17 protein-coding genes and 1 pseudogene are annotated in these 24,215 nt (G+C 62.8%); 5 read left to right on the top strand and 13 right to left on the bottom strand.

Annotated elements, in window-relative coordinates:
* Positions 1 to 362: 362 nt before the first annotated feature.
* From VKR55_RS09975 to VKR55_RS09970, 3 genes and pseudogenes are all read right to left on the bottom strand, one after another.
* Positions 363 to 2,087 (bottom strand): N-acyl-D-amino-acid deacylase family protein, encoded by a 1,725-nt coding sequence (locus VKR55_RS09975; protein WP_324402370.1) that lies wholly within the window; start codon positions 2,085 to 2,087, stop codon positions 363 to 365.
* 173 nt (positions 2,088 to 2,260) lie between these two features.
* Positions 2,261 to 2,543, bottom strand: a pseudogene (locus VKR55_RS33045) (CoA transferase); the annotation flags it as partial.
* A 35-nt stretch (positions 2,544 to 2,578) separates the two neighbouring features.
* The gene (locus VKR55_RS09970; protein WP_324402368.1) at positions 2,579 to 8,701 is read right to left on the bottom strand and encodes a GAF domain-containing protein; all 6,123 of its coding nucleotides are present in this window, start codon (positions 8,699 to 8,701) and stop codon (positions 2,579 to 2,581) included.
* A 338-nt stretch (positions 8,702 to 9,039) separates the two neighbouring features.
* Here VKR55_RS09970 and VKR55_RS09965 point away from each other — a divergent pair, with 338 nt between their 5' ends.
* Complete coding sequence (locus VKR55_RS09965) at positions 9,040 to 10,632, top strand: ATP-binding protein (RefSeq protein ID WP_324402366.1); 1,593 nt, start codon at positions 9,040 to 9,042, stop codon at positions 10,630 to 10,632.
* Between the two features lie 118 nt (positions 10,633 to 10,750).
* Here the strand turns inward: VKR55_RS09965 and VKR55_RS09960 are convergent, their stop codons facing one another.
* The 4 genes from VKR55_RS09960 to VKR55_RS09945 all read right to left on the bottom strand — a co-directional run bounded on the left by VKR55_RS09960 (position 10,751) and on the right by VKR55_RS09945 (position 15,005).
* Positions 10,751 to 11,425 (bottom strand): cupin domain-containing protein, encoded by a 675-nt coding sequence (locus tag VKR55_RS09960; RefSeq protein ID WP_324402364.1) that lies wholly within the window; start codon positions 11,423 to 11,425, stop codon positions 10,751 to 10,753.
* A gap of 157 nt (positions 11,426 to 11,582) precedes the next feature.
* Entirely contained in the window at positions 11,583 to 12,893 is a 1,311-nt protein-coding gene (locus VKR55_RS09955) for a tetratricopeptide repeat protein (protein WP_324402362.1), read from the bottom strand.
* On the bottom strand, positions 12,890 to 13,765 hold the full coding sequence (locus tag VKR55_RS09950) for a glycine reductase (RefSeq protein ID WP_324402360.1): 876 nt from the start codon (positions 13,763 to 13,765) through the stop codon (positions 12,890 to 12,892). Before VKR55_RS09950 ends, VKR55_RS09955 begins: the two co-directional genes overlap by 4 nt.
* Positions 13,766 to 13,784: 19 nt before the next feature.
* Positions 13,785 to 15,005 carry an MFS transporter gene (locus VKR55_RS09945; protein ID WP_324402358.1) on the bottom strand — a complete coding sequence of 407 codons (1,221 nt, stop codon included), beginning with the start codon at positions 15,003 to 15,005 and terminating at the stop codon, positions 13,785 to 13,787.
* A gap of 172 nt (positions 15,006 to 15,177) precedes the next feature.
* On the opposite strand from VKR55_RS09945, the gene VKR55_RS09940 reads away from it, so the two are divergent.
* Complete coding sequence (locus VKR55_RS09940; protein ID WP_324402356.1) at positions 15,178 to 15,975, top strand: AraC family transcriptional regulator; 798 nt, start codon at positions 15,178 to 15,180, stop codon at positions 15,973 to 15,975.
* A 149-nt stretch (positions 15,976 to 16,124) separates the two neighbouring features.
* Here the strand turns inward: VKR55_RS09940 and VKR55_RS09935 are convergent, their stop codons facing one another.
* The 4 genes from VKR55_RS09935 to VKR55_RS09920 all read right to left on the bottom strand — a co-directional run bounded on the left by VKR55_RS09935 (position 16,125) and on the right by VKR55_RS09920 (position 19,208).
* Entirely contained in the window at positions 16,125 to 17,525 is a 1,401-nt protein-coding gene (locus VKR55_RS09935; RefSeq protein WP_324402354.1) for a CoA transferase, read from the bottom strand.
* 119 nt (positions 17,526 to 17,644) lie between these two features.
* Positions 17,645 to 17,833 carry a hypothetical protein gene (locus VKR55_RS09930; RefSeq protein ID WP_324402352.1) on the bottom strand — a complete coding sequence of 63 codons (189 nt, stop codon included), beginning with the start codon at positions 17,831 to 17,833 and terminating at the stop codon, positions 17,645 to 17,647.
* A gap of 135 nt (positions 17,834 to 17,968) precedes the next feature.
* On the bottom strand, positions 17,969 to 18,361 hold the full coding sequence (locus VKR55_RS09925) for a hypothetical protein (protein WP_324402349.1): 393 nt from the start codon (positions 18,359 to 18,361) through the stop codon (positions 17,969 to 17,971).
* Between the two features lie 79 nt (positions 18,362 to 18,440).
* Entirely contained in the window at positions 18,441 to 19,208 is a 768-nt protein-coding gene (locus VKR55_RS09920; protein WP_324402347.1) for a hypothetical protein, read from the bottom strand.
* A gap of 355 nt (positions 19,209 to 19,563) precedes the next feature.
* Here VKR55_RS09920 and VKR55_RS09915 point away from each other — a divergent pair, with 355 nt between their 5' ends.
* The 3 genes from VKR55_RS09915 (at position 19,564) to VKR55_RS09905 (ending at position 22,085) form a co-directional block, all read left to right on the top strand.
* Positions 19,564 to 20,055 carry a hypothetical protein gene (locus tag VKR55_RS09915; protein WP_324402345.1) on the top strand — a complete coding sequence of 164 codons (492 nt, stop codon included), beginning with the start codon at positions 19,564 to 19,566 and terminating at the stop codon, positions 20,053 to 20,055.
* Positions 20,056 to 20,202: 147 nt separating this feature from the next.
* Complete coding sequence (locus tag VKR55_RS09910) at positions 20,203 to 21,243, top strand: aldo/keto reductase (RefSeq protein ID WP_324402343.1); 1,041 nt, start codon at positions 20,203 to 20,205, stop codon at positions 21,241 to 21,243.
* Positions 21,240 to 22,085, top strand: a complete 846-nt coding sequence (locus VKR55_RS09905) for an amidohydrolase family protein (protein ID WP_324402341.1) — start codon at positions 21,240 to 21,242, stop codon at positions 22,083 to 22,085. Before VKR55_RS09910 ends, VKR55_RS09905 begins: the two co-directional genes overlap by 4 nt.
* A gap of 66 nt (positions 22,086 to 22,151) precedes the next feature.
* Here the strand turns inward: VKR55_RS09905 and VKR55_RS09900 are convergent, their stop codons facing one another.
* Both VKR55_RS09900 and VKR55_RS09895 read right to left on the bottom strand, forming a co-directional pair.
* Positions 22,152 to 23,009 carry a carbohydrate ABC transporter permease gene (locus tag VKR55_RS09900; protein ID WP_414642333.1) on the bottom strand — a complete coding sequence of 286 codons (858 nt, stop codon included), beginning with the start codon at positions 23,007 to 23,009 and terminating at the stop codon, positions 22,152 to 22,154.
* A 90-nt stretch (positions 23,010 to 23,099) separates the two neighbouring features.
* The gene (locus tag VKR55_RS09895) at positions 23,100 to 24,200 is read right to left on the bottom strand and encodes a carbohydrate ABC transporter permease (RefSeq protein WP_324402339.1); all 1,101 of its coding nucleotides are present in this window, start codon (positions 24,198 to 24,200) and stop codon (positions 23,100 to 23,102) included.
* Between the last annotated feature and the right edge of the window lie 15 nt (positions 24,201 to 24,215).

Below are 24,215 nucleotides of genomic sequence, written 5' to 3'. Positions count from 1 at the left end.
CCCACGGACAGGCTCATGGCGTTTCTCGCTACCCTGTGATTATGCCGAGTCACGCGTGCCAAACTGCTCGACTCCTTAAGCGAACCGACGCGATAAAGCCGGGTGCTCGGCATAATCGAGCACTCGGCATAAGAACGCTTATGCCGTGCTCGGCATAAGCTTCCATCCCTGACGCAATTCAGGAACTAGGAAGTGGGAAGCGTCAACCACAAACTGAGTGGGCAGGATTTATGGGCACACGCCCATCATCATGGGCGAGCTGCCGCAGCGGTTGCGTTTCGCATCTCCGGGTTCATTGGAAAGCGTTCGCCGTCAGAACGAGCTCGTCTATTCGCGCCAGAAGCCGCCCTCAGGTTCTATACTCAACGATGACCATTTTGGCCTGCTCGTACGAGGCGGCCCGGCATCGCGCCGGTATGCTCGCCTCGCTCGAAGATGGGAATGCCCGCCGCAAGCGTTGCTTCATATCCATCGACCCGTTGCACGAAACGCCGGCCGCCAGCCGGCATGTCATGCACGAGCTCTGGCTTGTGCAGCCGCAGACGGTCAAAGTCGATGATGTTCACGTCTGCGCGCAAGCCCGGCACCAGCCGACCGCGATCCGACAGACCGAAGAAGTCGGCGGTTTCGCTCGTTTGCCGCTTGATCAGATGCTCGAGGGGCAGCCGTGGCCCGCGGCGGCGGTCGCGCCCCCAATGCGCCAGCATGAAACTGGGCAGGCCTGAATCCACAATCGAGGTGCAGTGCGCGCCGCCGTCGCTCAAGCCGAGCAAGCAAGCCGGGTCGCTGAGCATTTCGCGGATCGGCTCGTGGTCGCCCGCCACGTAATTTACCACCGGGAAGTACAGGTACTGATTCTCTTCGATGATGTAGTCGTAGGCCACTTCATCGGGCGTACGCCCCGTGCGCGCCGCGATCGCCGCAACGCTCTTTTCCGAATCTGGCTCGTAATCCGGCGGGTCGCCCATCGTAAAGAACTTGTCCCAGCGCCTGGTGATAAGCTGGCGGAACTGAGCGAGCTTCGCTACCTCGGCGTCGGAAGGCTTCTCGGCGAGGATTTTCCGTCGCAGCTCGGGATCGCGCAGCCGCTTGCGCTGCTCCGCCATCGGAAGGGTTTCGAGCGCCTTGTAGCTCGGCCGCACCGTGAACGGATTGAGCGCGGTGCCGATGCCCATCATCACGCCAATCGGACGACCGGCAATCTGCGCTGTGAGCGGCAGTCCCTCGGAGCGCGCCGCATGCACCGCTTTCATCAAACGCCGCCAGCGCTCCGGGTCCTCATAGCGATCGGTGAGCAGGAACCAGACCGGACGACCGGTTTCCTTGGCGAGCTTTCGCATCCAGCGCAGTTCATAGTCCTCGTCGTCGAAGTCGCTGTTCATGCCGAACGCGCCGGTGCCGGTCTCGCCCAGCGCAGAGCCGATACCGAGCAGCTCCAAATCGTCCGCATTGCGCGAAGGCACGAGCTCGCCGTCAGGGGTCTTGTGCGAATCCGTGCGGGATGTGGTGAAGCCGAACGCGCCGACACGCAACGCCTCGATGGTGAGCTGCCGCATTTGCGCAATGTCGTCCGCAGTCGCAGCTTCCCGGCGGATTGCGCGATCACCCATCACATAGACGCGCATTGGCAAGTGCGCGGCCTGCGCTGCGATGTCGATGACGCGCTCGCGGCGCTCCAGCGCATCCATGAAATCAGGAAAGCTCTCCCACTCCCAGGTCAGTCCTGCGGCCAGCACGGGGTTCGGAATTTCCTCTACCCCTTCCATCAAATCCATCAAGGCCTGGCGATGATGCTTCTTCACCGGTGCGAAACCCACGCCGCAATTTCCGAAAACGACGGTCGTCACTCCATGCCAGCATGAGGGCGCAAGCAGCGGGTCCCACATCGCCTGACCGTCGTAGTGCGTGTGCACGTCGACCCAGCCAGGCGTAACCATCAGCCCCGTGGCATCGATCTCGCGCCGGGCTGGTCCCTGCTTGCCGCCGACCCCGACGATCCGGCCTTCTGCAATGGCAACGTCGCCGCTAAATGCGGCCTTGCCGGTGCCATCCATGATCGTGCCGCCACGAATAACGATGTCGTGCATGCCAACCTCCCGCATGGGGTCGCGCGGCCGAGGCCGCACAGAAGTCTGTTTGCGTTCGACGAATATCGTCTGACAGTCGGGCGGGAAACTTGTGCTTGTGGATGCAGTTTCCCTCCCTTGCAGGGAAGTACGCCAATTTCCACAACGCGAGAAGTCGCGCGACCGCTGCAGCGCTATGCGCTAGCGGCTGGCCATTCTGCTTTGTCGTTGCCGAGCGGCGCCGCGGGCCTCGCCCAAAACGCGGGCGTCTGCGACAACTTCGCGGAATGGCGCGCGGCGCGGAGCTGACCGAAGCCGGAAGTCACGTCCTCCATCAACGGGCTGACCGATTCCTCTTTCAGGTCATCTTCCGCAAAAGCCATTGGCGACGCAGCCGAGATTCCAGAGCCAGCGTCCGGTCTGCGCCAGCGAGACGCGCACATGGCAGCTTCCGTCTTCTTGCGCCTGCCGCGCTTTCGGTATCGAAAAAATACTGGTGCTGGTTCGTTTCTTCACGCCGCGGCATGCTGGCGTCGCGGCAGTCGTACCGTAAATTCGGTGAAGCGGCCGATTTCGCTATCGACCGTGATCGTGCCGCCGTGCTGCTGGGTGACGATCTCGTAGCTTATCGACAGGCCGAGTCCCGTACCTTCGCCGGTCGGCTTTGTTGTGAAGAAAGGCTGGAACAGCTTCTCGCAGTGCTCCGGTGGAATGCCGACGCCGTTGTCGCGCACCCGGATCTCGACGCCTTCGCCGAACTCGCGGGTTGCGATCTTCAGCCACGGACGAAAAGCGCCATCACCCTGACGGCCGCGTTCGGTGACCGCATAGAAGCCGTTGCTGATGAGGTTGAGCAGCGCGCGGCTGACATCCTGAGAGACAAGCTCGATTGGAGCGAGATTGCGGTCGAGATCAAGCTCCAGCGCGATCTTGAAGTCCTGATCCTGAGCTCGGGCGCCGTGATAGGCAAGGTTCAAGCTCTCTTCGACCAACGCGTTCACATCGGCCGCCTGCCAGTCGCCGGTGCTGCCGCGCGAGTGCTGCAGCATGCCCCGGACGATGCCATCGGCGCGACGGCCATGCTCGGCGATCTTTGCGAGATTGCCGGTCAGCATCCCGATTGTCTCGAGGATCTCCGCCCGCTTGCCGGAATGGAGCGAGCCGATTGCCTCCGCCGTCGCTCCCTTCAATTCCTCCAGCAGCTCGACCGAGAGCCCGGCAAAGTTGTTGACGAAATTGAGCGGGTTCTTGATCTCGTGCGCGATGCCGGCGGTGAGTTGTCCGAGCGCAGCCATCTTCTGGGCATGGACGAGGCTCGCCTGCGCCGCCCGCAACTCGCGCAGCGCAGCCTCGGCGGCGTCGCGTGCGGCACGGATCGTCTCCTCGGCGCGCTTCCTCTCGGTAATGTCGGCGTAGATCAGCACGAAGCCACCACCGGGCACCGGATTGCGACGCGCTTCGATGACGCGTCCGTCCGGACGCGTGCGCTCGAGACGCAATTCGTTGCTCGTATCGTCTATGGTGCGGCTCAGTTCCGCCTCCAGATCGGCCGAGTACTCGCCGCGCTCGGCGAGATAGCGGAAATAGTCGGCGTAGCTCGGCCGCTGGGCGAGGAAGGCGTCGGGCAGATCGAGTATTTCCTGGAAATTGCGGTTCCATGCGGTAAGGCGCGAGTTGGCGTCGAACATCACAACACCATCGCCCATGTTGTCGAAGGTGACGCGCAGCTCGGCCTGGCGGTCGCGCAATTCGTCGAACAGCCTGGCATTCTCGATCGCGATCACCGCCTGATCGGCGAAGGTGGTGGCGAGCTCAATCTCCTTATTGGTGAACGGCTCAACACGCGTGCGGGTGATGTTCAATATGCCCACCAGTGTGTCCTCGCGCAGCAGCGGAATCCCGAGTAGCGTGCGGTACCCTGCAATCTTCTGTCCTTCCTGATAAGTGTAATCGCGGTCCTGCAGAACGTCGGGGATGTGGACCGCACGGCGCTCCAATGCAACACGGCCAGCCAAGGTGCCGCGGTCTGCCGCCAAGGGATGCCTGCGAAAGAATGCCCTTGACTCGTCGGAAAGGCCGCAGGACGCGATTAGGTGAAGCGCGTCATCGCTCCGGCGGAACATTCCTGCCTGGTCGGCGCGGCAGAGGCGCGTTACCGTTTCCACCAGCGTCTCGAGCACCGTCTGGAGGTCGAGGGTGGAGCGGCTGATGATCTTGAGCACATCACCGGTTGCCGTGAGCTCGTCGACCGAGCGGGCGAGCTCGGCCTGGCGGTCGCGCAATTCGTCGAACAGCCTGGCGTTCTCGATCGCGATCACCGCTTGGTCGGCGAAGGTGGTCAGGAGCTCGATTTCCTTGTCGGTGAATGGATCGGCGCGGTTTCGACAAATGGCAAACACGCCGATCAGCGTGTCTTCGCGCAGCAGCGGCAGTCCAAGTAACGTGCGAAAGCCAGCTATCCGCTGTCCTTCCGTGTAGGTGTACTCGGGATCAGCAAGGACATCGGGAATGTGGATCGGTCGACGTTCCAAAGCCACCCGGCCGGTCGCCGTTCCGCGATCGGGCGCAAAGGGATGAGACTCGATGTACGCCTTTCCTTCCTCGGACGCGCCGTGCGCGGCAATCAGGTGATGCAGGCCATCCGCATGGCGGCGGAACATATAGGCCTGGTCGGCGCGGCAGAGGCGCGCGGCGGTTTCCAGCAGTGCGTCGAGCACCGTCTTGAGCTCGACCGAGGAGCGGCTGATGATCTTGAGCACGTCGCCGGTCGCGGTGAGCTCATCGACCGAGCGGGCGAGCTCGGCCTGGCGATCGCGCAGCTCGCCCAGCAGCCGCGCGTTCTCGATGGCGATCACCGCCTGGTCGGCGAAGGTGCGCACCAATTCGACCTGCTTCTCCGTGAAAGGCTCAACCCGTGACCGGCCAAGTGTTATGACGCCGATCAGAGCGGTCTCCCGGACCAGCGGCACGCCCAGCATCGTCCGTTGATGGCCGAGTTGCACCGCTTCCGCCCGGGTGTATTCGGGGTCAGCCGCCGCATCTTCGATCTGCACTGTGCGCTGCTCCAGAACCGTCCGACCCGCCAACGTGCCGCGGTCGGGTACGATCGGATGGTTTATCTGAAACTGCTTGTACTCCGTCGGTATGCCGAACGAGGCGACCGTATGGCAAAGGCCTTCGCGCAGCCTGAAAATGAATCCTGAATCGGCCCGGCAAATCCGCGCCGCCGTCTCGACAAGTGTGTCGAGCACCGGCTCAAGCTCGGCATCCGACTGGCTGATCACCTTCAATACGTCGCTCGTCGCGGTCTGGTATTCCAGGGACTCCTCAAGATCGATCGTACGCTGACGCAGTTCGCCCAGCAGTCGTGCGTTCTCGATCGCGATCACCGCCTGGTCGGCGAAGGTCGTGACGAGCGCGATCTGGTTGTCGGCGAAACCGCCGGGCTCGCCCCGATAGATCGAGAAGTTCCCGATCAGCTCGCCCTTCTTCAACAGCGGGACCGCGACAAAACTCCGCACGCCACCGAGCTCGATTGCCGCTACGCGCAACGGCTCTCCCTGGGCGTAGGAAGCGTCAGAGAACATGTCCGTAACGTGAACCGGTGCCTTGCTCTCAACCAGGCGACGGAAACCGGTGTTTGCGTCCGGCGAGAAAGACCTGCCGCGGAGCACCCGAGCATAGGCTGGCGGCAAGTTTCGGTCCGCCACGACAGTGAATGCCTTGCCGTCATAGAGAAAGAGAGTGCCGAACTTGGCGTCGCACAGCGCGATCGCCTTCTCCAGCATGGCATCGAAGACCGGCTGCAGGTTTTCGGGTGAACTGGCAACAATGCGCAGTACTTCGCTCGTCGCGGTCTGAAATTCGAGCGCCTCGGCCAGCTCGTCGTTGCGATGGCGGATCTCTTCGAGCAGCCGCGCGTTTTCCATTGCGATCACCGCCTGCGCGGCGAAGTTCTGCAACAGCGTGATCTGCTTGTCGGTGAACGGCCGCACTTCCTGGCGATAGGCGGTCATGTAGCCGAGCAGGCTGCTCTCCTTGCGCAGCGGCACAAAGAGCAGGCTCCGGAATTTCGTCAGCTCGGTGGCAGCGCGCGTTTCCGGATTTCCCGGCTGGTATCCGGGGTCCTGCAAATCGGCAATTTGAACAAAACTTTCTCCGTGCAAAAGCCGCGCGCGGGGACCGGCGGCGGGGCCCGCTCCACGCGGCCGGCGCAACACTTCGGCGAAATCCCGAGGCAGGGCGTGTGTCGCGACGGCGCGAAATTGCTGACCATCGTACGTCACCAACGCGCCTGCTGCTGCCTCGCACAACAAATGCGCCTTTTCCAATATGGCATCGAACACCGGCGCGAGGTCTCCGGGCGACGAATTGATGACCTGCAATACCTCTGCGGTCGCGGTCTGCCGCTCCAGGGCTTCGCGGGTCTCGGTGATGAGCCGCGCGTTCTCCATGGCGATCACCGCTTGCGCGGCGAAATTCTGCAACAGCGCGATCTGCTTGTCCGTGAACGGCCGCACCTCCTGGCGGTAGACGGTGAGGACGCCACGCACGACATTGTCCTTGAGGAGGGGCACCCAGAGGATCGTGCGCGCGCCGCCGAGCTCGACTATCGCTCGGCGCCGGGGGTCGCCCGAGCGATAGAGGTCATCGCCCATCAAGTCGACGATCTGAACGACCCGCTTTTCTTCGAGTGCGTGCGCGGGTCCAGGCCCCGCCCCAGGATTCCTTTTTCTGAACTCGGAATACCCTGCTGGCGTCCCTCGCTCTGCCGCCGCCTGGAATCGGGTACCGTCATGTGTGTGCAGGATGCCGAAAGCCGCATCACAGAGCCGCATCGCCTTCTCGAGCATCGCGTCGAACACCGGCGCGAGATTGCCGGGCGATGAATTGATGACCTGCAGCACCTCGGCGGTCGCGGTCTGCCGCTCGAGCGCCTCGCGCGTCTCAGCGATGAGCCGCGCGTTCTCCATCGCGATCACTGCCTGCGCAGCAAAGTTCTGCACGAGCGCGATCTCCTTATTGGAGAACGGCCGGACCTCCTGGCGGTAGATCGTCAAGGCACCGAGCAGTTCCTCTTCTTTGCGCAGGGCTACGGTGATGAGGCTCCGGCCGTGGCCGATATCCACAAACCTCCGCGCCGATTCATGACCGGCGCGGTAGAGATCGCTATCCATGACATCAGCGAAATGGACAACGCGCTCGCCGCGCACGATCCGTGGCCATGTGACGCCCCAGGTCGGCGGCTGGGGTCCATACGCCAATTGCGCCGCGACAAAGGCCGTATCACCATGTGCGGCGACAAAGCGGAAGAACTCTCCGTCATAGGTAGCAAGTTGACCACGTGCGGCCTCACACAACCGCGTGGCCTTCTCGAGCATGACGTCGAAGACCGGTGTGAGATTGCCCGGCGAGCTGTTGATGACCTGCAACACCTCGGCGGTCGCGGTTTGCCGCTCGAGCGCCTCGCGCGTCTCGGTCAAGAGCCGTGCGTTCTCTATCGCGATGACCGCCTGGGCTGCGAAGTTCTCCAGCAGCGCGATCTGCTTGTCTGAGAACGGCCGCACCTCCTGACGGTAAATCACGAAATCGCCAACAAACGTCTTCTCCTTGCGCAGAGGAACTGCGAGCAGCGTGCGGCCGCCGCCCAGCTCGACGAAAACACGGCGGATCGGGTCGCCAGACCGGTAGGCCTGGTCGTCTGCGACATCGAGAATGTGTACCACCGGCTGGCCGTGCAGCAGACGGGCATGCGCGTTATCGCTTCCCACCGGATGCGGACATCGCGTCAGAAACTCCGCCATTGCTGATGGCAAGCCCCGGAGCGCGGCCGCATGCATTCGCTCGCCGTCATAGGTCCAAAGGACACCGAAGGCCGCCCCGCACAATCCCAACGCCTTATCGAGCATGGCTTCGAACACCGGCGCCAGCTCGCCCGGCGAGGAATTGATGACCTGCAACACCTCGGCAGTCGCGGTTTGCCGCTCGAGCGCCTCGCGGGTCTCGGTGATGAGCCGCGCGTTCTCCATGGCGATGACCGCCTGTGCCGCAAAGTTCTGCAACACCGCGATCTGGTTTTCCGAGAAAGGACGGACCTCCTGCCGGTAGACTGTCAGCGAGCCCAGTAGCACGTCATCCTTGAGTAGCGGGACCTGAATGGCGCTGCGGGCGCCAGCGAGATCAACCAAGGCACGCCGCACAGGGTCACCGACCCGATAGGGTTCCTCGTCGGCTACATCGGTGCTGACGATCAGGCGCTCACCGCGCAGCATGCGGCCAAGTGGATTGGTCGGCAGCGGGCGTACCGGCTTGCGCGCGATCTCGGCATAGGCCTCGGGCACGCCATGCGGAGCAGCAGCATGAAATTGCTCGCCATCGCGGAGCCACAGGATTCCAAACGCGGCTTCGCACAATTGGGTCGCCTTCTCGAGCATAGCGGCGAATACCGGCTCAACGTGGCCGGACGAGGAGTTGATGACCTGAAGCACCTCGGCGGTCGCGCCTTGCTGCTCCCGCGCCTCTTTCAACTCGCGGGTCAGAACCCCTAGCTGCTTTTGCAGCTCGACAATCGACGGGTCTGCAGTCGTGCGAGCCTTGGGTTTCTCCCTGGGCTTGTCCGCACGCCGACCCTTCACCGGTTGCTCGCTTCCACCACGTTGTCGCATTGCGCTCGTCTCGGGTGGGTCACGACGAAGCTCAAGCTTATCCAACTCCCGGGTTTCATGCCATGCCGGGAAGTCCGGTTCGGGCCAAAATCGACGGTCGTCGAGGAAAGTCGTTTCCGGCCTGCCCCTGGGGTCGCGATCGGGATATCGCCCTCGCCAACGGCGCACGAAAGATCTGCCAAGGCATCCGCTCGCGGGGCCCGCGCCGCGCTTGCGCGAGGGGCTCAAAACCTGAATGATTTCCCTTGTTCCGACGCACGGATCGGATCGCGGTTGCATGCTTTGCGGCCTTTATCGGAGCTCCGGACATGTCGACGCTCATCCCGCATGGCGCGTGCCTGCAGTGGAAGCCGGAATTGATCTGGCTCAATGTCGCTTCGGATGCGACGGCCGCCCTCGCCTTCTTTGCGACCGCCTTCGTTCTCGCCTTCTTCGTCTTGCGGCGCCGCCGCGACGTTATGTTCCGCAGCGTCTTCTGGACCCTGGCGATCTTCACCGCGATCTGCGGCGTGACCCGCCTGGAGTCGATCCTCACCGTTTGGGTGCCGGCCTACGACATCGAGGCCGTGACCAAGGGCTTGCTCGCGCCGATCTCGCTTGCGCTCACCGCGGCCGTGCTCTTGATGCTGCCGCGGCTGCTTGTGGCGCCGACGCGCATTCAACTTGCGGAAGCCTATGCGGCGCTTGAGGAGGAAGTCAGGCAACGTCGCAAGGCCGAAGCCATGGTCAAGCGCTTTCAGGAGATCGAGGCCAACGAGGCCCAGGTCCGGCAGGCGCAGAGGATGGAAGCCATCGGCCAGCTCACAGGTGGCGTCGCGCACGACTTCAACAACATTCTGACCGTGATCACCGGAACTATCGAAATCCTGTCTGATGCGGTCAAGGATCGTCCGCATCTCGCCCAGATCACCGATCTGATCGGTAGCGCCGCAGCAAGGGGAGCCGACCTCACCAAGCATCTGTTGGCCTTCGCCAGAAGACAGCCGCTGCAGCCGCGCAGTACCGACATCAACGCGCTGGTCATCGATGCAGCGCGCTTGCTGCGGCCGACGCTGGGCGAACACATCGAAATCGAATCGATGCTGGCGCATGATTGCGCGCCGGCCCTGATCGATCCCAGTCAGCTCTCGACCGCGATCCTGAACCTTGCCCTGAACGCCCGCGACGCCATGTCCGACGGCGGCAAGCTGACGCTGGAGACCAAGAACGTGGTGCTCGACGAGGCCTATGCTCGCCAGAATAGCGAGGTGAGGCCCGGCAACTACGTCATGATCGCCGTAAGCGACACGGGACAGGGTATCCCTGGCAGCCTGCTCGACAAGGTGTTTGAACCGTTCTTCACGACCAAGGACACCGGGAAGGGATCGGGGCTCGGCCTCAGCATGGTCTACGGGTTCGCCAAGCAGTCGAACGGGCACATCAAGATCTACAGCGAAGAGGGTCACGGCACCACCGTGAAGCTCTACCTGCCGCAGGCCACGGGCGTCGCAGAGCCAATAGCCGCCGAAACAGTCGCATCCGGTGTCGAACGTGGCGACGAATCCATCCTGATTGTCGAGGACGACCGGCTGGTCCGCGAGTATGTCGTGACGCAGATCAAGCGTTTCGGATACCACACGCTGGCCGCCGGCAATGTCGCCGAGGCGCTGGCCATCATGGACGGGCCCGAACGCATCGATCTCTTGTTCACCGATGTCATCCTCCCCGGCGGAATGAATGGCCGTCAGCTCGCGACCGAGGCAGTCAAGAGACGCCCTGGGCTCAAGGTGCTCTACACCTCCGGTTATGCCGAGAACGCCCTCGTGCACCATGGACGTCTCGATGCCGATGTGCAGCTTTTGCCGAAGCCTTATCTCAGCTCCGATCTCGCGCGGATGCTTCGAAGCGCGCTCACATCGTGAGTTCTTCGAGCGTGATGGGATGACACACGGCGCGGAGCTTACGTCCGCGCCAGTGTTCTCCGCCTGGTCGAATATCTAAGCCGCAAGCAGCAGCACCGGGTCAGCAATCGGATTTCGCCTACAAGGCACAGACATTCTCATGCATGAGTGGACCGCGCTTGATCCACAGGCGCGCCCCCTTATGTGTTGCCTGGGCATGCAGAGCCCCGCCCGCCGGCAAGCGGCCCCAGGCTTGCGGCTCCAGTGTCTCGCCGTCCACCATCAGGCCACCGCTGAGCAGGAGAAACTCCAAACCCCTGGTGTTTTCGACAATCACGTTGCCTCCCGCCTGCCAATCTTCGAAGCGCACTTCCTCATGTCCGTCGTCGAACAGAATTGTTGCGGCCGCCGCGCCAGCTTGAGGAGGAACTTGCTGTCCTTCGCCCGGTTGGCGCACGGTCTGGGCTCGGTCATCCGCGCGAAACTGCCAGAGACGAACGAAGATCGTGCATCCGTCCTTCGAGGCGGGTACATGCGAAGTCCCTGGCGGGTTGCGGATATACGCGCCAGCCGGATAGTCGCCATGTTCGTCCTGAAAAACGCCGTCGAGGACGACGAATTCCTCGCCACCGGTGTGGGTATGGCGCGGAAAGGCGCTACCTGGCGCATAACGCACGATCGAGGTGGCGCGAGCCTTTTCCTCGCCGATGCGGAACAGCATGCGCCGGTGGACACCTGGGGCCGGGCTGGGGACCCAGTCTTTCCTGGCCGCATGCACGATGACGGGACGGGTGAAATCATCGTTGATACGCATGGTCAAAGCTCCGCTGGTTCACCATCGATAATCGTCTGGCCGATTGCGTTGTCTGCCACCAAGGGTGTCTCGAAATATAGCACCACTGGCTCGCTACTGTAGGTGCGGCGGACCGGCGGCGATCCGATCCGTCTCTGGAAGCTGCAGCGGTCCCGCGCTAGATTCCGGCGACCGGAACGCCGCTCGCCGCATTGCGAGGTCGTCGCGACACGATCAGGCGTCGCGCTTCGTCCGCGCGACCACTGCGCAGCAAGGCGCAGGTCACGGAATATTCCAGGAGGTCGCGCTGGGCGCGGCTGCCTCCTACCCTTTCGTGGGTCTGTAAGACAGGCTTGAGTTCATCGACGACCCGCGTCCAGTCGCCCCTCGCTAAACCATCGAAGCCGCGGGCGATCGGTACCAGAATGTCCGCAGCAGGTCCCCTGGGGTGTTCGATGATTCGCCCAAGCGCATCCATATCGCCTGCCATTGCAAAGGCAAGTGCACTGTGCATATCGGCAAAGATGATCCCTGAATTCGGAAACCACTTCGCCGCATACTGGCTGATTTCTCTCCACAGCTCCGGAGACCGCGGCTCGCCTGCCATCTCTGCTCGTGCAAGGAACGAAGCGCAGTCCGTGAGGACGTTGATCTGCGGGCCCCACGAACCGCCCGGATGCAGCGCTTCGCGATAGATCTTCCATGCCTGATCCCGCCTGCCGGTCTCCAGGGACCAGAGGGCAAGATGCCAGCTTATATGGCAATGCAGTTGCCCCTCTCGTGGATAGGTGGCGTTCCATTGGCCGAGATAGGTTAGTCCTTCTTCGCGCTGCCCCTTCTCATAGAACAGATGGGCCTTGATATGCGCAGCATGTGCATTGCGAGGAAAACCGCGAAGTGCGGCCTCGATGTTTTTGAAACCACTATCGTGCTTTGCCAGCTCGATTTCGGCAAACGCGAGTACCGTTCGAAACCACCAGTCATCGCCATAATGCGTGGCAAGCGGCTCCAGCATTGCCAGCTGCTCGACTTCGCGCCCGGACTTGCCGGAGAAGCCGATCAAACCGAAAACACCGGTGGCAGGGGCCAGCACCATGGCGTCGCGCGGCCAATGTTTCATATGTTCGGCGATCATCGAAACTGCTTCGGCGCCTTGACCATTCAGGATCCTGGCAAAGATCCCGATATGACTTTGCTCGCGCGCTGTCGTGGCCGGCGCGAGCGCCAGCGCACGTTCCAGCGGAGCTCTTGCTTCGCCACCCCGACCAAGCACTTGCAACGTTCGCGCAAGCGCGATGTGCGCCAGGGCAAAACCTTCGTCGGCAGCGATCGCGTCGCGGAACGGCTGGTCAATTCCGGAGCCGGCCGAGAGCAGCTTGTCGACACCGACCACATAAGCGTCGCGGGCGGCGTCGGAGCTTGTGCTCAATTTGTTGCCATAGCGGTCATCAAGAACGCTCACACGATTTCTCACCGGGTTCTCAGTCATTCCGACGACACTCCCTCGGCAGTGGCCTGTTTGGCTTTTGCCTGCCGCAGGCGACGTTCATCGCCCAGTTTGAGCAGCCGCTCTCGGTTGTCCGGATCCACTCGTCCGTATCGAGTCCGCCAGATGGCCCCTTCTTCGCTCCAGGCAAATGGCGCCTTGACGGTCGTTCGTGGCGCTTTCGATGTCCCAAAAAGGGCGAACGCCTGACGCACGATCTCGCGCTGCATGTCGCGCCGCCAGGGATGCCCGCACGGATTTCCCAGCGGAAAATCCGTGAAGTAGAACCTTGGAACGCCGCAATGCTCCACAACGTCCAGCGCCGAACCGATGATGACGGTCGCAATCCCATTCGCTTCGAGATGCCGAGCCACCAGGCTGACGGTCTGGTGGCAAACGGGACAAAGCGGGCAAAGGATTGCAGCATCCGCTCCATCCTGTCGAACGCGCTTCAGGATTTCAGGCGCATCCTCGGTCTTCGTTTTTCGTTGACTGTATTCTGTCGGTACACCATGAAAGTGCGGGGTCAGCCCGGCGAACAGTCCTTCGCCCGCCAATTCGAAAGCGGCTTCTATTGGCAAAAAGCTGCTCCGGTCGTTGGTGTGGGTCGACTCCTTGTCCCACGCAACATTGTCAGTGAACAGCTTCGCCGGCGGCGGCGAAACAACGCCTGACCACACCCGCTTCACGCCATCGAAATCCGGCGGACTGGCCGTGGTAACCAGTGCAACGCGAAGGTCCGACAGTGGTTTCGCAGGTGCGGTGAATGGGACATGATCAAATGACGCCCAGACATAATCGTTGTCGTAACCGAGAGCACGGTAATAGTGACGCGTTCGCTCCATATATTGAACTGGCGCTTCCGCTACAGTCATGTCGAATCTCCTCGAGACGCTAGGTTTGTCGTAGGGTGGCCCTGTACGAAAAGCCAACGAGTGCGAACAACGCGATCAACAGCGGCGCGAACGACAACGCTAACACAGTCGACCAGCCGAAGGACGACAGCAGTCCGCCGGAGAGGAACGAACCGACCGTCATCGTGCCAAAGACCACGAAGTCATTGAGCGATTGGACCCGCGCCTTCTCCTCGGGACGATGGCACTCCAGAACCATCGCCGAAGCGCCGATGAAACCGAAATTCCAGCCGATCCCGAGCAAGCTTAGCGTCGCCCAGAAATGTGCCACGTCAATACCGAGCAAGCCCACCGATGACGAGGCCGCGATGAGCGCGAGCCCAGCGGCGACGATAGCGGATGCACCAAACCGCGTGATCAGGCGCCCCGTCCAGAAGCTGGGGGCGTACATCGCGATGACGTGCCACTGCAGGCCAAGATTGGCCGACTCCTGGGACAGCCCGCAGAACTTCATCGCCAGCGGGGCTGCCGTCATGAGGAAGTTCATGAGCAGGTAAGAGACGGCCCCGCAGATCACCGCCAGGATGAAGCGCGGCTGCCGGGCGATGATAGCAAGCGGCCGTCCAGCGCTTCGATCGGCTATCGTTGCCGGAGGAAGCTCGACACCCGCCAGAATGACCGCGGACAGAGCCGCAACCGCCGCTTGGCCGACGAACGTCGCAGCAAAGAGATGGGGCGCCCACAGGTTCATGGTGTGCGTCACAAGCTGTGGGCCGATGACACCGGCGAAGACACCGCCGGCCATCACAGCGGAGAGCGCGCGGGGACGCCGTTCCGGCGTGACGCAGTCGGCGGCGGCAAAGCGGAAGGAAAGCACCACGGCTGCGTAGACGCCCCCGAAGAAGGTCGCCGCGCAGAACAGCCAGAACGATGCGTGGAGGACCGCAAGGAACGCGATCAAGCCCGCGAGAACGCCGCTGCCTGCGCCGAGCAGGAATGCTGCGCGTCGGCCATACCGTTCGGCCACGGCGCCCGCCGGCAGCGTGCTGAGCGCCATGCCGACGACAAAAACGGAAACCGGCAGCGTCGCCATCGTCTGGGTGGGCGCCAGCATGTCGCCCACGACGGCGCCGGTTGCGTAGACGACCGTGGAATTGGCGCCTGCGAGGGCCTGGGCGACGGCAAGCCTCACGACGTTGCTGCGCTCCCTACCGATTGCCAACGCTGCATCCCGGCCAAGAGAGGGGAAACTGACAGTCATGTCGAAATAGGCAGGCCGCGGCTATCGGTGCGCGCCATGGCAAGCTCCTGCAATGAACCGAAGCTGAGCTGCCGCCAAGGGCGGCATTCCGGCCCTCGATACCAGTTCGGCATTTGGCAAACTTTCGATATTTTGCCATATTATATAGACTACCGGACAAAGTGAGAGCACCATGCGTTGGTCAACCGTTGTCGCGCCGCCCGACGTTGCTCCGCCGCGCCCCATCACCATGCGCGCGCAAACGATTCCTCCCCGGCACCATTTTCCCGAGCATGCGCATGACTGGCATCAGCTTGTTTATGCCGTGGATGGAACACTGACGGTTTCAGTGGACCGGCGAACGTTTGTCGTCTCACCGGATCAGGCTGTGTGGCTTCCGACCGGCGCGCCTCACTCGGTCGGCTCTCTGCTCGGTGCCGAGTTTCGCAGCTTGTGGATCGCAAACGAGGCTGGCCGCTCGCTTCCCTCAAGTCCAACCGTGTTGGCCGTCTCGCCGCTCCTGAAAGCCCTTATTGTCGAGGCGGCTGAAATCGACGGCAAACGCCTGGCCGATGGTTATCCTGACCGGATCGCAGCGATGATCCTCGATCAATTGGGCCGGGCTCCCAAGCTTCCCACGGCCCTGCCCTGGCCGAAGGACCGACGTTTCTTGGCGCTGTGCGAAGCGCTGTATCTCGATCCATCGGATGAGCGGAATGCGGAGGAATGGGCAAGGGAGCTCGGCATGTCCTCTCGCACATTGACGCGACGCTTCGAAGCGGAACTGGGGTTGCCGCTGCGTTCCTGGAAACGAAGGTTGCGGCTCTTTCGCGCGATTGAGCTTCTCGGAGGAGGGCTATCAGTCACCACGACGGCGATGGAACTGGGCTACGGGTCTGCCTCCGCATTTGTCTTCGCCTTCAGGTCCGAATTGGGCTGCAGCCCATACGCCTACATGAGTCAGAGGGCCAGCAGTCCCTCTTCCCGCTAGTCGGTCATGATGTTTAACCTGGTCATGGTGCCTGGCCCCGCGCGCCCAACGCGGCAAGTCCGCATCGGTTCGATCAACTTCCGTGCGAGACTTCGGGCTCGATCGAACTATCCCCGCTAGTCTTGTTCTGCGACGTTTCCGATCACGCGCTAGGAGGGGGCAGAAGGCCATTCGGCCTCGTGGGTGCCGAGCGGCACTGCGGGCCGCGCCCAGCTGGCTGGGGTCTTCGACAGGATCGCGGAATGGCGGACCGCGCGGAGCGCGCCGAAGCCGGACGGCACGTCTTCCATGAACGGGCTTACTGTTTCCTCTTTGAGATCAGGCTGCGCAAAGCCATTGGCGACGCGGCCGAGATTCCAGAGCCAGCGGCCGGTTTGCGCCAGCGAGACGCGGACATGCCAGCTTCCCCCCTCGCGCTTCTGTCGCGCCAGAGCCATCATCGCGCCGAACGCCATCAGATAGCCGGCGGCATGGTCGAGCATCTGCGCCGGCAATTCCTTCGGGCCCTCGATGCCGGCGGCCACACCTTCGGCATGGTTGAAGCCGGTCGAGGTCTGCACCAGCGAGTCGAAGCCGCGCCGCCCGGCCCAGGGACCGGCATGGCCATAGGCGGACAGCGTCGCATAGACGATGCCGGGCGAAATTTTGGCCGCCTCTTCCGGCGAGAAGCCGAGTTTGGCGATCGCCTGCGGGCGATAGCCTTGCGAGAAGATGTCGGCATCAGCGAGCAGCTCGCGCATCCGCACCCTGCCCGCTTCGCTCCTGAGCTCGATGAAGGTCGAAAGCTTGCCGCGCCCGGTGTCGATGGTGAGCCACGGGATTCCCGGCACGTCGGGGCCGTAGACCAGGAGCACGTCAGCCCCATGGGCGGCGAGCGTGCGGCCCGCGACGGGCGCGGCGATCACCCGCGACAAATCGAGCACGCGCACGCCGGATAGCGGACGTTTGCCGGTAGGCCAAAGTCTCGGCGGCGCCTCGCCGATCTTCTCAATCGTCAACGCGGGAAGCTCAGTCAAGGCCTTCGCATGTGGCGAGGCCTTCCATTCGTCATAGGAGCGCATTAGCGAGACCACGGCGCCGCCGGCATAGGCCGCTGTCTCGAACGCCGCGCCATCCCAGCCCATCAGCGCTGCCTGGATCTTCTCGCGCTCCGGTTCGCAGGAAAGCACCTTGCACACGGCTGCGCGATGATGGGGGAAATTGGTGTGCAGCCGTACGTAGCGCGCATCGCGCGTCCGGTAGATGCCGGCGGTCGGGTCCCAGGTCGGCGGTGGCGGTTTGCCGTCGCGGCGCAAATATCGCTCGGAGCGGCACTCGACCATGGCATGGACCATGTCGACGGAGACATTTTGCGTCTCGCCGGAGCGCTGCTTCCAGATCTCGACCGCAGCAAGCGCGCTCGCCGCTATCGATGCTTGCGCCGCGGCAGCGACGCGGAACGATGACGGCAGCACCGGCTCTGCGCCGGTGAGCGTTACCGCATCGAGCGCGGAGGGATCGCCGCCGGCGAGGTGCCAGAGGGCGGCGAGGATGTCGCGGGGAGATTGCATGTTTCAACTCGTCATACGCGGGCTTGACCCGCGTATCTATCTTCTTTGAAGAGTCCTTTCAAAGCGAGATGGATGGCCGGGTCAAGCCCGGCCATGACGAGCATAAGGGGCCCTCGAACTCAGTCCTGCTCTTTTACGCTGCGCGGGACGGCGTTGGTGTCCCCTCGTCCAAATGCCGCCATTTCTTCCCTGGCGAGATAGGACCACCGCTCCGCCATCGAAAGCCAGAGGTCGCGGTGCTCCTCGTCGGTTAACGCATGGATCCTGCACAGTGCCTCTTGGGCACGACAATCCAGCAAGTTGGCCATACCCCCACCCCCGTGAAGGCCATTCAACGAAATCGAGATTACTCCCTTTCCGGTTGATTCGCATTTCCCTGAAAGCGGGACGGCGGATGGCGGCCGATTGCGCCATGCGGTGGGACTTGACGATCAGGTTGCGACTCACTGCTGCGCTCCCGGCCCAAGCAATCCCAGGAGCGGCATCAAGGGGCCGACCGGAATGTATTCGTGATCCACCAACTGCTCTTTCGAGAGCGGGAGCGTTTCCATGACCGCTCGCGCCGCATCCTGGGTCTTCGCGTCGATCAAGAAGACGGTGCCTTTGCCGTCGGCCCGCGAAAACCACTGCTGGATCTTCCCTTCGAGATAGAGCTTCACGGTTTCCCTTATCTCGGATGGCATCATGGCCATGATCTGTTGGCGGGTTACACCCGGCTTGACAGTGAGAATGACCATCACTTCGGTGGTCTTGGGTGGCGCCGCGCCGGGCGTCGGTGCGGACTGCGATTGCGCAACGGCCGCGACCGGAAGCGCCGCGACGAGAAGCGGGATCATGAATTTCATCGGTTCACCTCTATGCGTCTGGTTACGTTCTTCAGTCACCGTTCACGTCGTTCTTCCTGAGCCTCCGCCATTACCCAGCGGCCGCAAGCCGCAAGCCATCGCGCGCCGCCTGGCGACGCAACCGGCGCAGCGACAGGCCATGGAGAATGAGCGACAGCGGCACCACGAACGCCGGCGTCAACGCGATCGGATAGGCCCCGACGACGAGATTGGAGTGGTCCGGCGCGAGCGCCTGCAACTGCAGCGGGCCGGGCGCCGTCAGCGCGCCGAGTGTCACGGCGCTCACGACATCCGCGATTCCGAGCAGGTTCCAAGCGACCCCGACGGCGCGGCCGCTCTGCGTGCCGGATGCGACGGCGACGGCGGCCGGCAGCGCGAGAATCCCAACTGCCAAGTCGCCGAGCCCGGCCGGCAAGGCCCAGGCACCGGGCAGCGCTCCCAGCGCCCAAAACACCACAAAAACTCCGCCGAATACGCGATAGACCTGCAGCCCGACCAGCCAGCTCGACGGGACCGCGTCGATCGCGGCGCGAATCCGATCCGCGCTGCGCAGCGCGACGAAGCCGATGATCAACGGCAGGACTATTGCCGGCGGCAGGAGCGGGATCGGCATGCCGGGCTCGAACGCGCCAACGCCAGCGAGGAGCCAGACGGCGACGAGCCAAGTGATGAGCACCCCGGCGACGGTGAGCCACGTGGCCTGTCGCGCCTCCGGCGCGGACATTGTCCGCCCCAGGCCGATCCACAGTCCCCACAGAATCGCTGCAACGATGGCGGAACGCTGAAGCGCGACGAGCGCGCCATACGCCGCGAGGAAGCCGCTCACATCGCCACTCATGAGGCGCCTCCATTGGGTAAGAGCGTTCGAGGATGCCAAGTCTGGAATCGACCCTCGCCTTGCAACGGATCATACGGCCGCCTCAGACGGGGACTATTCGTGATAATGTTGATGGGGTATGAAGCCAGGCTTCACAGTCGGGGTGAGGCGCACGCGACGGCTGGAAGCGCTTGCCCGCGTCGCCCACACAGAGGCTTTCACGTGTCCCGTCGCAGCATCGGTGCACCGGCGAACGCCTGCATGTCCAACGTGCTCGCAGGCAGACGTGTCAAGCACGGAAACGCGGTGCCATCGCTGACGGGAACCCAACGCTCGCTTCCACGTTGCTTCTGATTGCAATGCCGGAGTGGCGGCCATGAAACAGGTTTTCGATCAGCTCTTGAGGTTCTTGCACGAAGGCATTGCGGCGATCTTTCATTTCGTCGAGCTGATCTGGAGCTGGTCGGTCGACCAGATCACGAGGCTCATGGCCGTGCCCTGGCAGGATTGGCCGTTGTGGAAGCAGGTCCTGCTGGTGCTGATCATCGCTGGCGTGGTTTGGGCACTCTACCGGGCCGGCATGGAACTTCTGGCGGCAGGTGCGGCGATCCTGGCTTCCTTTGCACGCCTTCTTGGCGCGCTGGTCCAGACGTTGCCTCACGTCTTCCTGGCGGGGGTTATCGCGCTGGGCGGCGTGTGGCTTGTCAACCACCTCGACAATTCGGCGTTACGGATACCGAGCTGGATGCAGGCAAGCCGTGAACAAAACAGCGCACCACCGAATAGCGAACAAAGTAACCCGCCACCAAGCAACCAACAAACCAGCCCGCCCACAAATAACCAGGGCAGCACGCCTCAGAACCACTAGCCGTTCACGCCGCGAAATCCTACGACGGCGACAGCACCCGCGGATTGCGCGGAGCTTGTGGCTCACGGGGATCGCTTTATTGTCAGCCGCAACTTAAGAATAAACCGCGGCGACGTTCGCCGGCCGGCCCTGAGAGGATTCTCTGATATGACATCGCTTTCCGCGTTGCCGCGTCGCGCCCTCGGTCGAACGGCGCTGAAAGTCTCCGTGCTTGGTTTCGGAGGCGCACCGCTCGGCGATCTCTACGGCGAGCTGGATGACGCCGCGGCTATTGCGGCAGTCGAGCGCGCGTTCAAGCTTGGCATCAACCTGCTCGACACGTCCCCACTCTACGGGCATGGCTTGTCGGAGCATCGCTGCGGCACCGCCATCCGGCGCGTGCCACGGCGGGATATTGTCGTCTGCACCAAGGTCGGCCGCTGGATGGATCCGTTTCACGCGCGCGGCAGCGGGTCGGGCTATGTCGGCGGACAACCTCACCGCGCCGTCATCGACTACTCCTATGACGGCACCATGCGTTCGGTGGAGCAGTCGCTGCTTCGGCTTGGCACCGACCGGATCGACCTGCTGCTCATCCATGACGTCGATGTGTGGACCCACGGCCGCGATGCGATCGAGGACCGCTTTCGCGAAGCCATGACCGGCGCCTATGTGGCGCTCGACCGGCTCCGCGGAGAAGGTGTGATCGCGGGCGTTGGAGTGGGCGTGAACGAGGCCGAGATGTGCGTGCGCTTCGCCAACGCAGGATCATTCGACGTCATGCTGCTCGCGGGACGTTACTCGCTGCTGGAGCAGCCGGCGCTTGTGCAGTTTCTGCCGCTCGCAGAGCAGAAGCGCATCGCGGTGCTGCTCGGCGGCGTGTTCAATTCCGGCATCCTCGCGACGGGCGCAGTGCCTGGCGCCAAATACAATTACAAGGACGCGCCGCCCGAGATTTTGGACAAGGTGGCACGGATCGAGCGGGTCTGCGCGGCCCACGGCGTGGCGCTATCCGTCGCCGCGCTCCATTTTGCGATCGGAGCCCCGGCTGTCGCGAGCCTCGTGCTGGGCGCACAAAGGCCGGAGGAAGTCGAGCGCAACGTCAACGCCCTGCTCGCCAAGGTGCCGGATAAGCTTTGGGCCGACCTCAAGGCCGAGCGCTTGCTCGATGCGGACGTGCCTGTGCCACGAGCGGACGCGGCATCATGAGAATAGACGCCCATCATCACCTCTGGCGTCTTGCCCGCGGCGACTACGGCTGGCTGACGGAAAAGCTGGCGCCGATCTATCGCGACTTCGAGCTGTCCGATCTCACGCCCCTGCTCCGCACCGCGCATATCGACGCAACGATCCTGGTCCAGGCCGCGCCGACGGAAGCGGAAACCCACTTTCTGCTCGACATCGCGGACACCGCTGACGCGGTGCGCGGCGTGGTCGGCTGGGTCGATTTCGATGCGGCCGACGCGGTCGCGCGCATCGATGCATTGGCGGTGCGCAAGCTCCTGGTGGGCTTGCGCCCGATGGTGCAGGACATCAGTGACGACGACTGGCTCTTGCGCCCGGCATTGGCGTCGACATTTGCGGCCATGGTCAAGCATGATCTGGTGTTCGACGCGCTGGTGTTGCCACGGCATCTGCCCAGGCTTCTGTGCGTCGTGGATGAGCATCCCGGTCTGCAGTTCGTGCTGGACCATTGCGCCAAGCCGCGGCTTGCGGCGCGCGAGATTGCTGATTGGAAAGCCAGCATCGCGTTGCTGGCGCAACGCCCCAATATCGTCTGCAAGGTGTCCGGCCTCGTCACCGAGGCCGCGCCGGATTGGCAGGTCGTCGATCTCAAGGAAGCGACTGACCATGTGCTCGCGCATTTCGGACCGCAGCGCCTGTTGTGGGGAAGCGACTGGCCGGTGGTCAATCTCGCAGGCGGCTATGAAAGATGGCTTGCCGCGGCCGAACAATTGCTGGTTCGCGTCTCGGCGGAGGACAAGGCTGCCATCTTTGGCGATAACGCCGCGCGCATTTATCTCTCGCACCGCGGAAAGCGCGTCGCTTAGAGTGCGAAACGCCTATCATTCTCTCTCTGGTCTGAACATCTTCGCGGGGAGAGGTACAGTGGTCGTCTACTTTCCGGCACCTGTGGTCAAGCCAGAGACGATGTAGCGCTCAAGGAAGATTCCGACCAACACCAGTGGCGCGATCGCTGCCGTCGACAGCGCGGCCATCGACCACCAGTTGATGCCCTGCGACCCGGTCTGGCTCGCCACCATGACTGGCAGCGTCTTGGCGTCGGAGCTCGTGAGCAGCGCCGCGAAGAAATATTCGTTCCAGCACAAGACCAGCGACAGGATGAAGGCAGCCACCATGCCGGGAAGGGCGAGCGGCAGGATGATGCGCAGGAAGGCGCCCCAGACCGAGAGGCCGTCGACGAACGCGGCTTCATCGAGCTCGAGCGGGATCGAATTGAACTGGTCGCGCATGATCCAGATCACGATCGGCAACACCGTCAAGGTGTAGAGCATGATCAGCCCCACCCTGGTGTCGAGCAGCGCCAGCGCCTTGTAGAGGACGAGGAACGGCAATGCGAGCACCACCGGCGGCAGGATGAGCTGCGACATGAAGAAGAACAGGATGTCGTCGTTGCGCATCCAGGCAAACTTGTAGCGGAATCGGCTGAGCCCATAGGCCGCCAGCGATCCCAGCACGAGCGCGAGGAAGGAGGCGCCTGCCGACGTGATGACGCTGTTGGTGAACCGGCTCAGGAATTCCTCGCGCGGATTGGAGAACTGCCCGATCGTATCCGGCGACAGGCCAATCGAGCGAAAGCCCTTCCAGTCAGGCTGAAAGTCGAGCCAGGGAATCAAATGCCCCTGCGTCACATCGACCGCGGATTTGAACGAGGTCGTGACCGTCCAATAGATCGGAAACAGGCAGATGAATGCCCAAAACAGCAAGGCGCTGTAGATCAGCACGCGCGCCAAGGTCCGCTTCGCGCGGTGCGCCGTGCGAGCCTTGCGGATCGGGGTCGAGGCGGAAACGAGAATGGCCAAACGAGCAGCTCCCTCAAAAGCTCAGGTGACTTTCTGGGTCCAGCGGTGAGAAAGGCGAAGCAACAGCGTCAGGAAGACGATGATCAAGAGCAGATAGAATATCGCAAGTCCCGTGCCGTATCCGACATTCGATCGGTCGCGATAGACCCGATAGATGAAGCTCGAGACGGTATCGGTGGCTCCGCCCGGTCCTCCCGCCGTCACATTGATGATGATGTCGGCGAGCTTCAGCTTGAAGATGATCCTGATGATGACGACGGTGATGCTGACCGGCAGCATGATCGGAAACGTCACGTGCCGGAACGACTGCCAGGCGTTGGCGCCGTCAACCTTCGAAGCTTCCAGCACCTCCTTCGGCATCGCCTGGAGACCTGCGAGCAGGATGATCAGGATGAAGGGGATCGAAACCCAGGCATCCATCGCCTCGATACTCAGGCGCGCGATCCACGGAAAGGCGAAGAATGCGGGATTGTCCCATCCGAGATCCCGCGCCAGCGTGGCTGCCGGGCCGAAGCGGTACTCCAAAAGCGACTTGCCGATCATCCAGCTTACTGCGACCGGACTGAGCATCATCGGCAGCAGGAAGACCACGCGAAAGAACTTTCGGGCCCGTATCTCGGCGTTCAGGAGCAGCGCGAGCCCAAAGGCAATCGCATACTCGCCAAGCACGGCGATGGTGTAGAACACCATGTTGCCGAGCGCGTTCCAATAGTAGTCGTCGTGGAACAGGGCGATAAGATTGTTGAGGCCGTTGAAATGCGGGCCCTCGAGCGACGACAGGTTCCAGTCCAATGTCGCGATGTAGAATCCGAACAGCGTCGGAAAGATCACGACCGCGACCGTGAACAGTACGGCCGGCAGCAGGAACAGCGCGCGCAGGCCGCGCTCACCTCGCAGGATGACCTGGGCGATGCCAAGCGCGACGGCCCAGGCAAGATAGGCAAACAGGATCGGCCGCCAGTTTTCGAAGCCCACGGCAATCCTGCCGGTCACATGCAGGATCTGAACGACGAGCACGCCTAGCAGGAGCAGCGAGGCCAAGGCGACCAGCGCGTGCCCTGCGCTCTTGTGCCTGACCTGCTTGCGACGCGATTGGGTCTTGTCGTGGCGTTCATCCGCCATTGGTAGTGAAATCTG

The organism is Bradyrhizobium sp., from assembly GCF_035309285.1.
GTDB lineage: Bacteria > Pseudomonadota > Alphaproteobacteria > Rhizobiales > Xanthobacteraceae > Bradyrhizobium.
The sequence above is the reverse complement of the archived record's forward strand: the minus strand, read 5'-3'. Positions and strand labels throughout refer to the sequence as shown.

Excerpts from the sequence above, each read along its gene's own strand:
- VKR55_RS09925 (WP_324402349.1), bottom strand. The coding sequence starts at position 18,361 with ATGATCCCGCTTCTCGTCGCGGCGCTTCCGGTCGCGGCCGTTGCGCAA.
- VKR55_RS09955 (WP_324402362.1), bottom strand. The coding sequence starts at position 12,893 with ATGACTGAGAACCCGGTGAGAAATCGTGTGAGCGTTCTTGATGACCGC.
- VKR55_RS09915 (WP_324402345.1), top strand. The coding sequence starts at position 19,564 with ATGAAACAGGTTTTCGATCAGCTCTTGAGGTTCTTGCACGAAGGCATT.
- VKR55_RS09975 (WP_324402370.1), bottom strand. The coding sequence starts at position 2,087 with ATGCACGACATCGTTATTCGTGGCGGCACGATCATGGATGGCACCGGC.
- VKR55_RS09960 (WP_324402364.1), bottom strand. The coding sequence starts at position 11,425 with ATGCGTATCAACGATGATTTCACCCGTCCCGTCATCGTGCATGCGGCC.
- VKR55_RS09965 (WP_324402366.1), top strand. The coding sequence starts at position 9,040 with ATGTCGACGCTCATCCCGCATGGCGCGTGCCTGCAGTGGAAGCCGGAA.
- VKR55_RS09935 (WP_324402354.1), bottom strand. The coding sequence starts at position 17,525 with ATGCAATCTCCCCGCGACATCCTCGCCGCCCTCTGGCACCTCGCCGGC.
- VKR55_RS09930 (WP_324402352.1), bottom strand. The coding sequence starts at position 17,833 with ATGGCCAACTTGCTGGATTGTCGTGCCCAAGAGGCACTGTGCAGGATC.
- VKR55_RS09950 (WP_324402360.1), bottom strand. The coding sequence starts at position 13,765 with ATGACTGTAGCGGAAGCGCCAGTTCAATATATGGAGCGAACGCGTCAC.
- VKR55_RS09895 (WP_324402339.1), bottom strand. The coding sequence starts at position 24,200 with ATGGCGGATGAACGCCACGACAAGACCCAATCGCGTCGCAAGCAGGTC.
- VKR55_RS09945 (WP_324402358.1), bottom strand. The coding sequence starts at position 15,005 with ATGACTGTCAGTTTCCCCTCTCTTGGCCGGGATGCAGCGTTGGCAATC.
- VKR55_RS09905 (WP_324402341.1), top strand. The coding sequence starts at position 21,240 with ATGAGAATAGACGCCCATCATCACCTCTGGCGTCTTGCCCGCGGCGAC.
- VKR55_RS09920 (WP_324402347.1), bottom strand. The coding sequence starts at position 19,208 with ATGAGTGGCGATGTGAGCGGCTTCCTCGCGGCGTATGGCGCGCTCGTC.
- VKR55_RS09940 (WP_324402356.1), top strand. The coding sequence starts at position 15,178 with ATGCGTTGGTCAACCGTTGTCGCGCCGCCCGACGTTGCTCCGCCGCGC.
- VKR55_RS09910 (WP_324402343.1), top strand. The coding sequence starts at position 20,203 with ATGACATCGCTTTCCGCGTTGCCGCGTCGCGCCCTCGGTCGAACGGCG.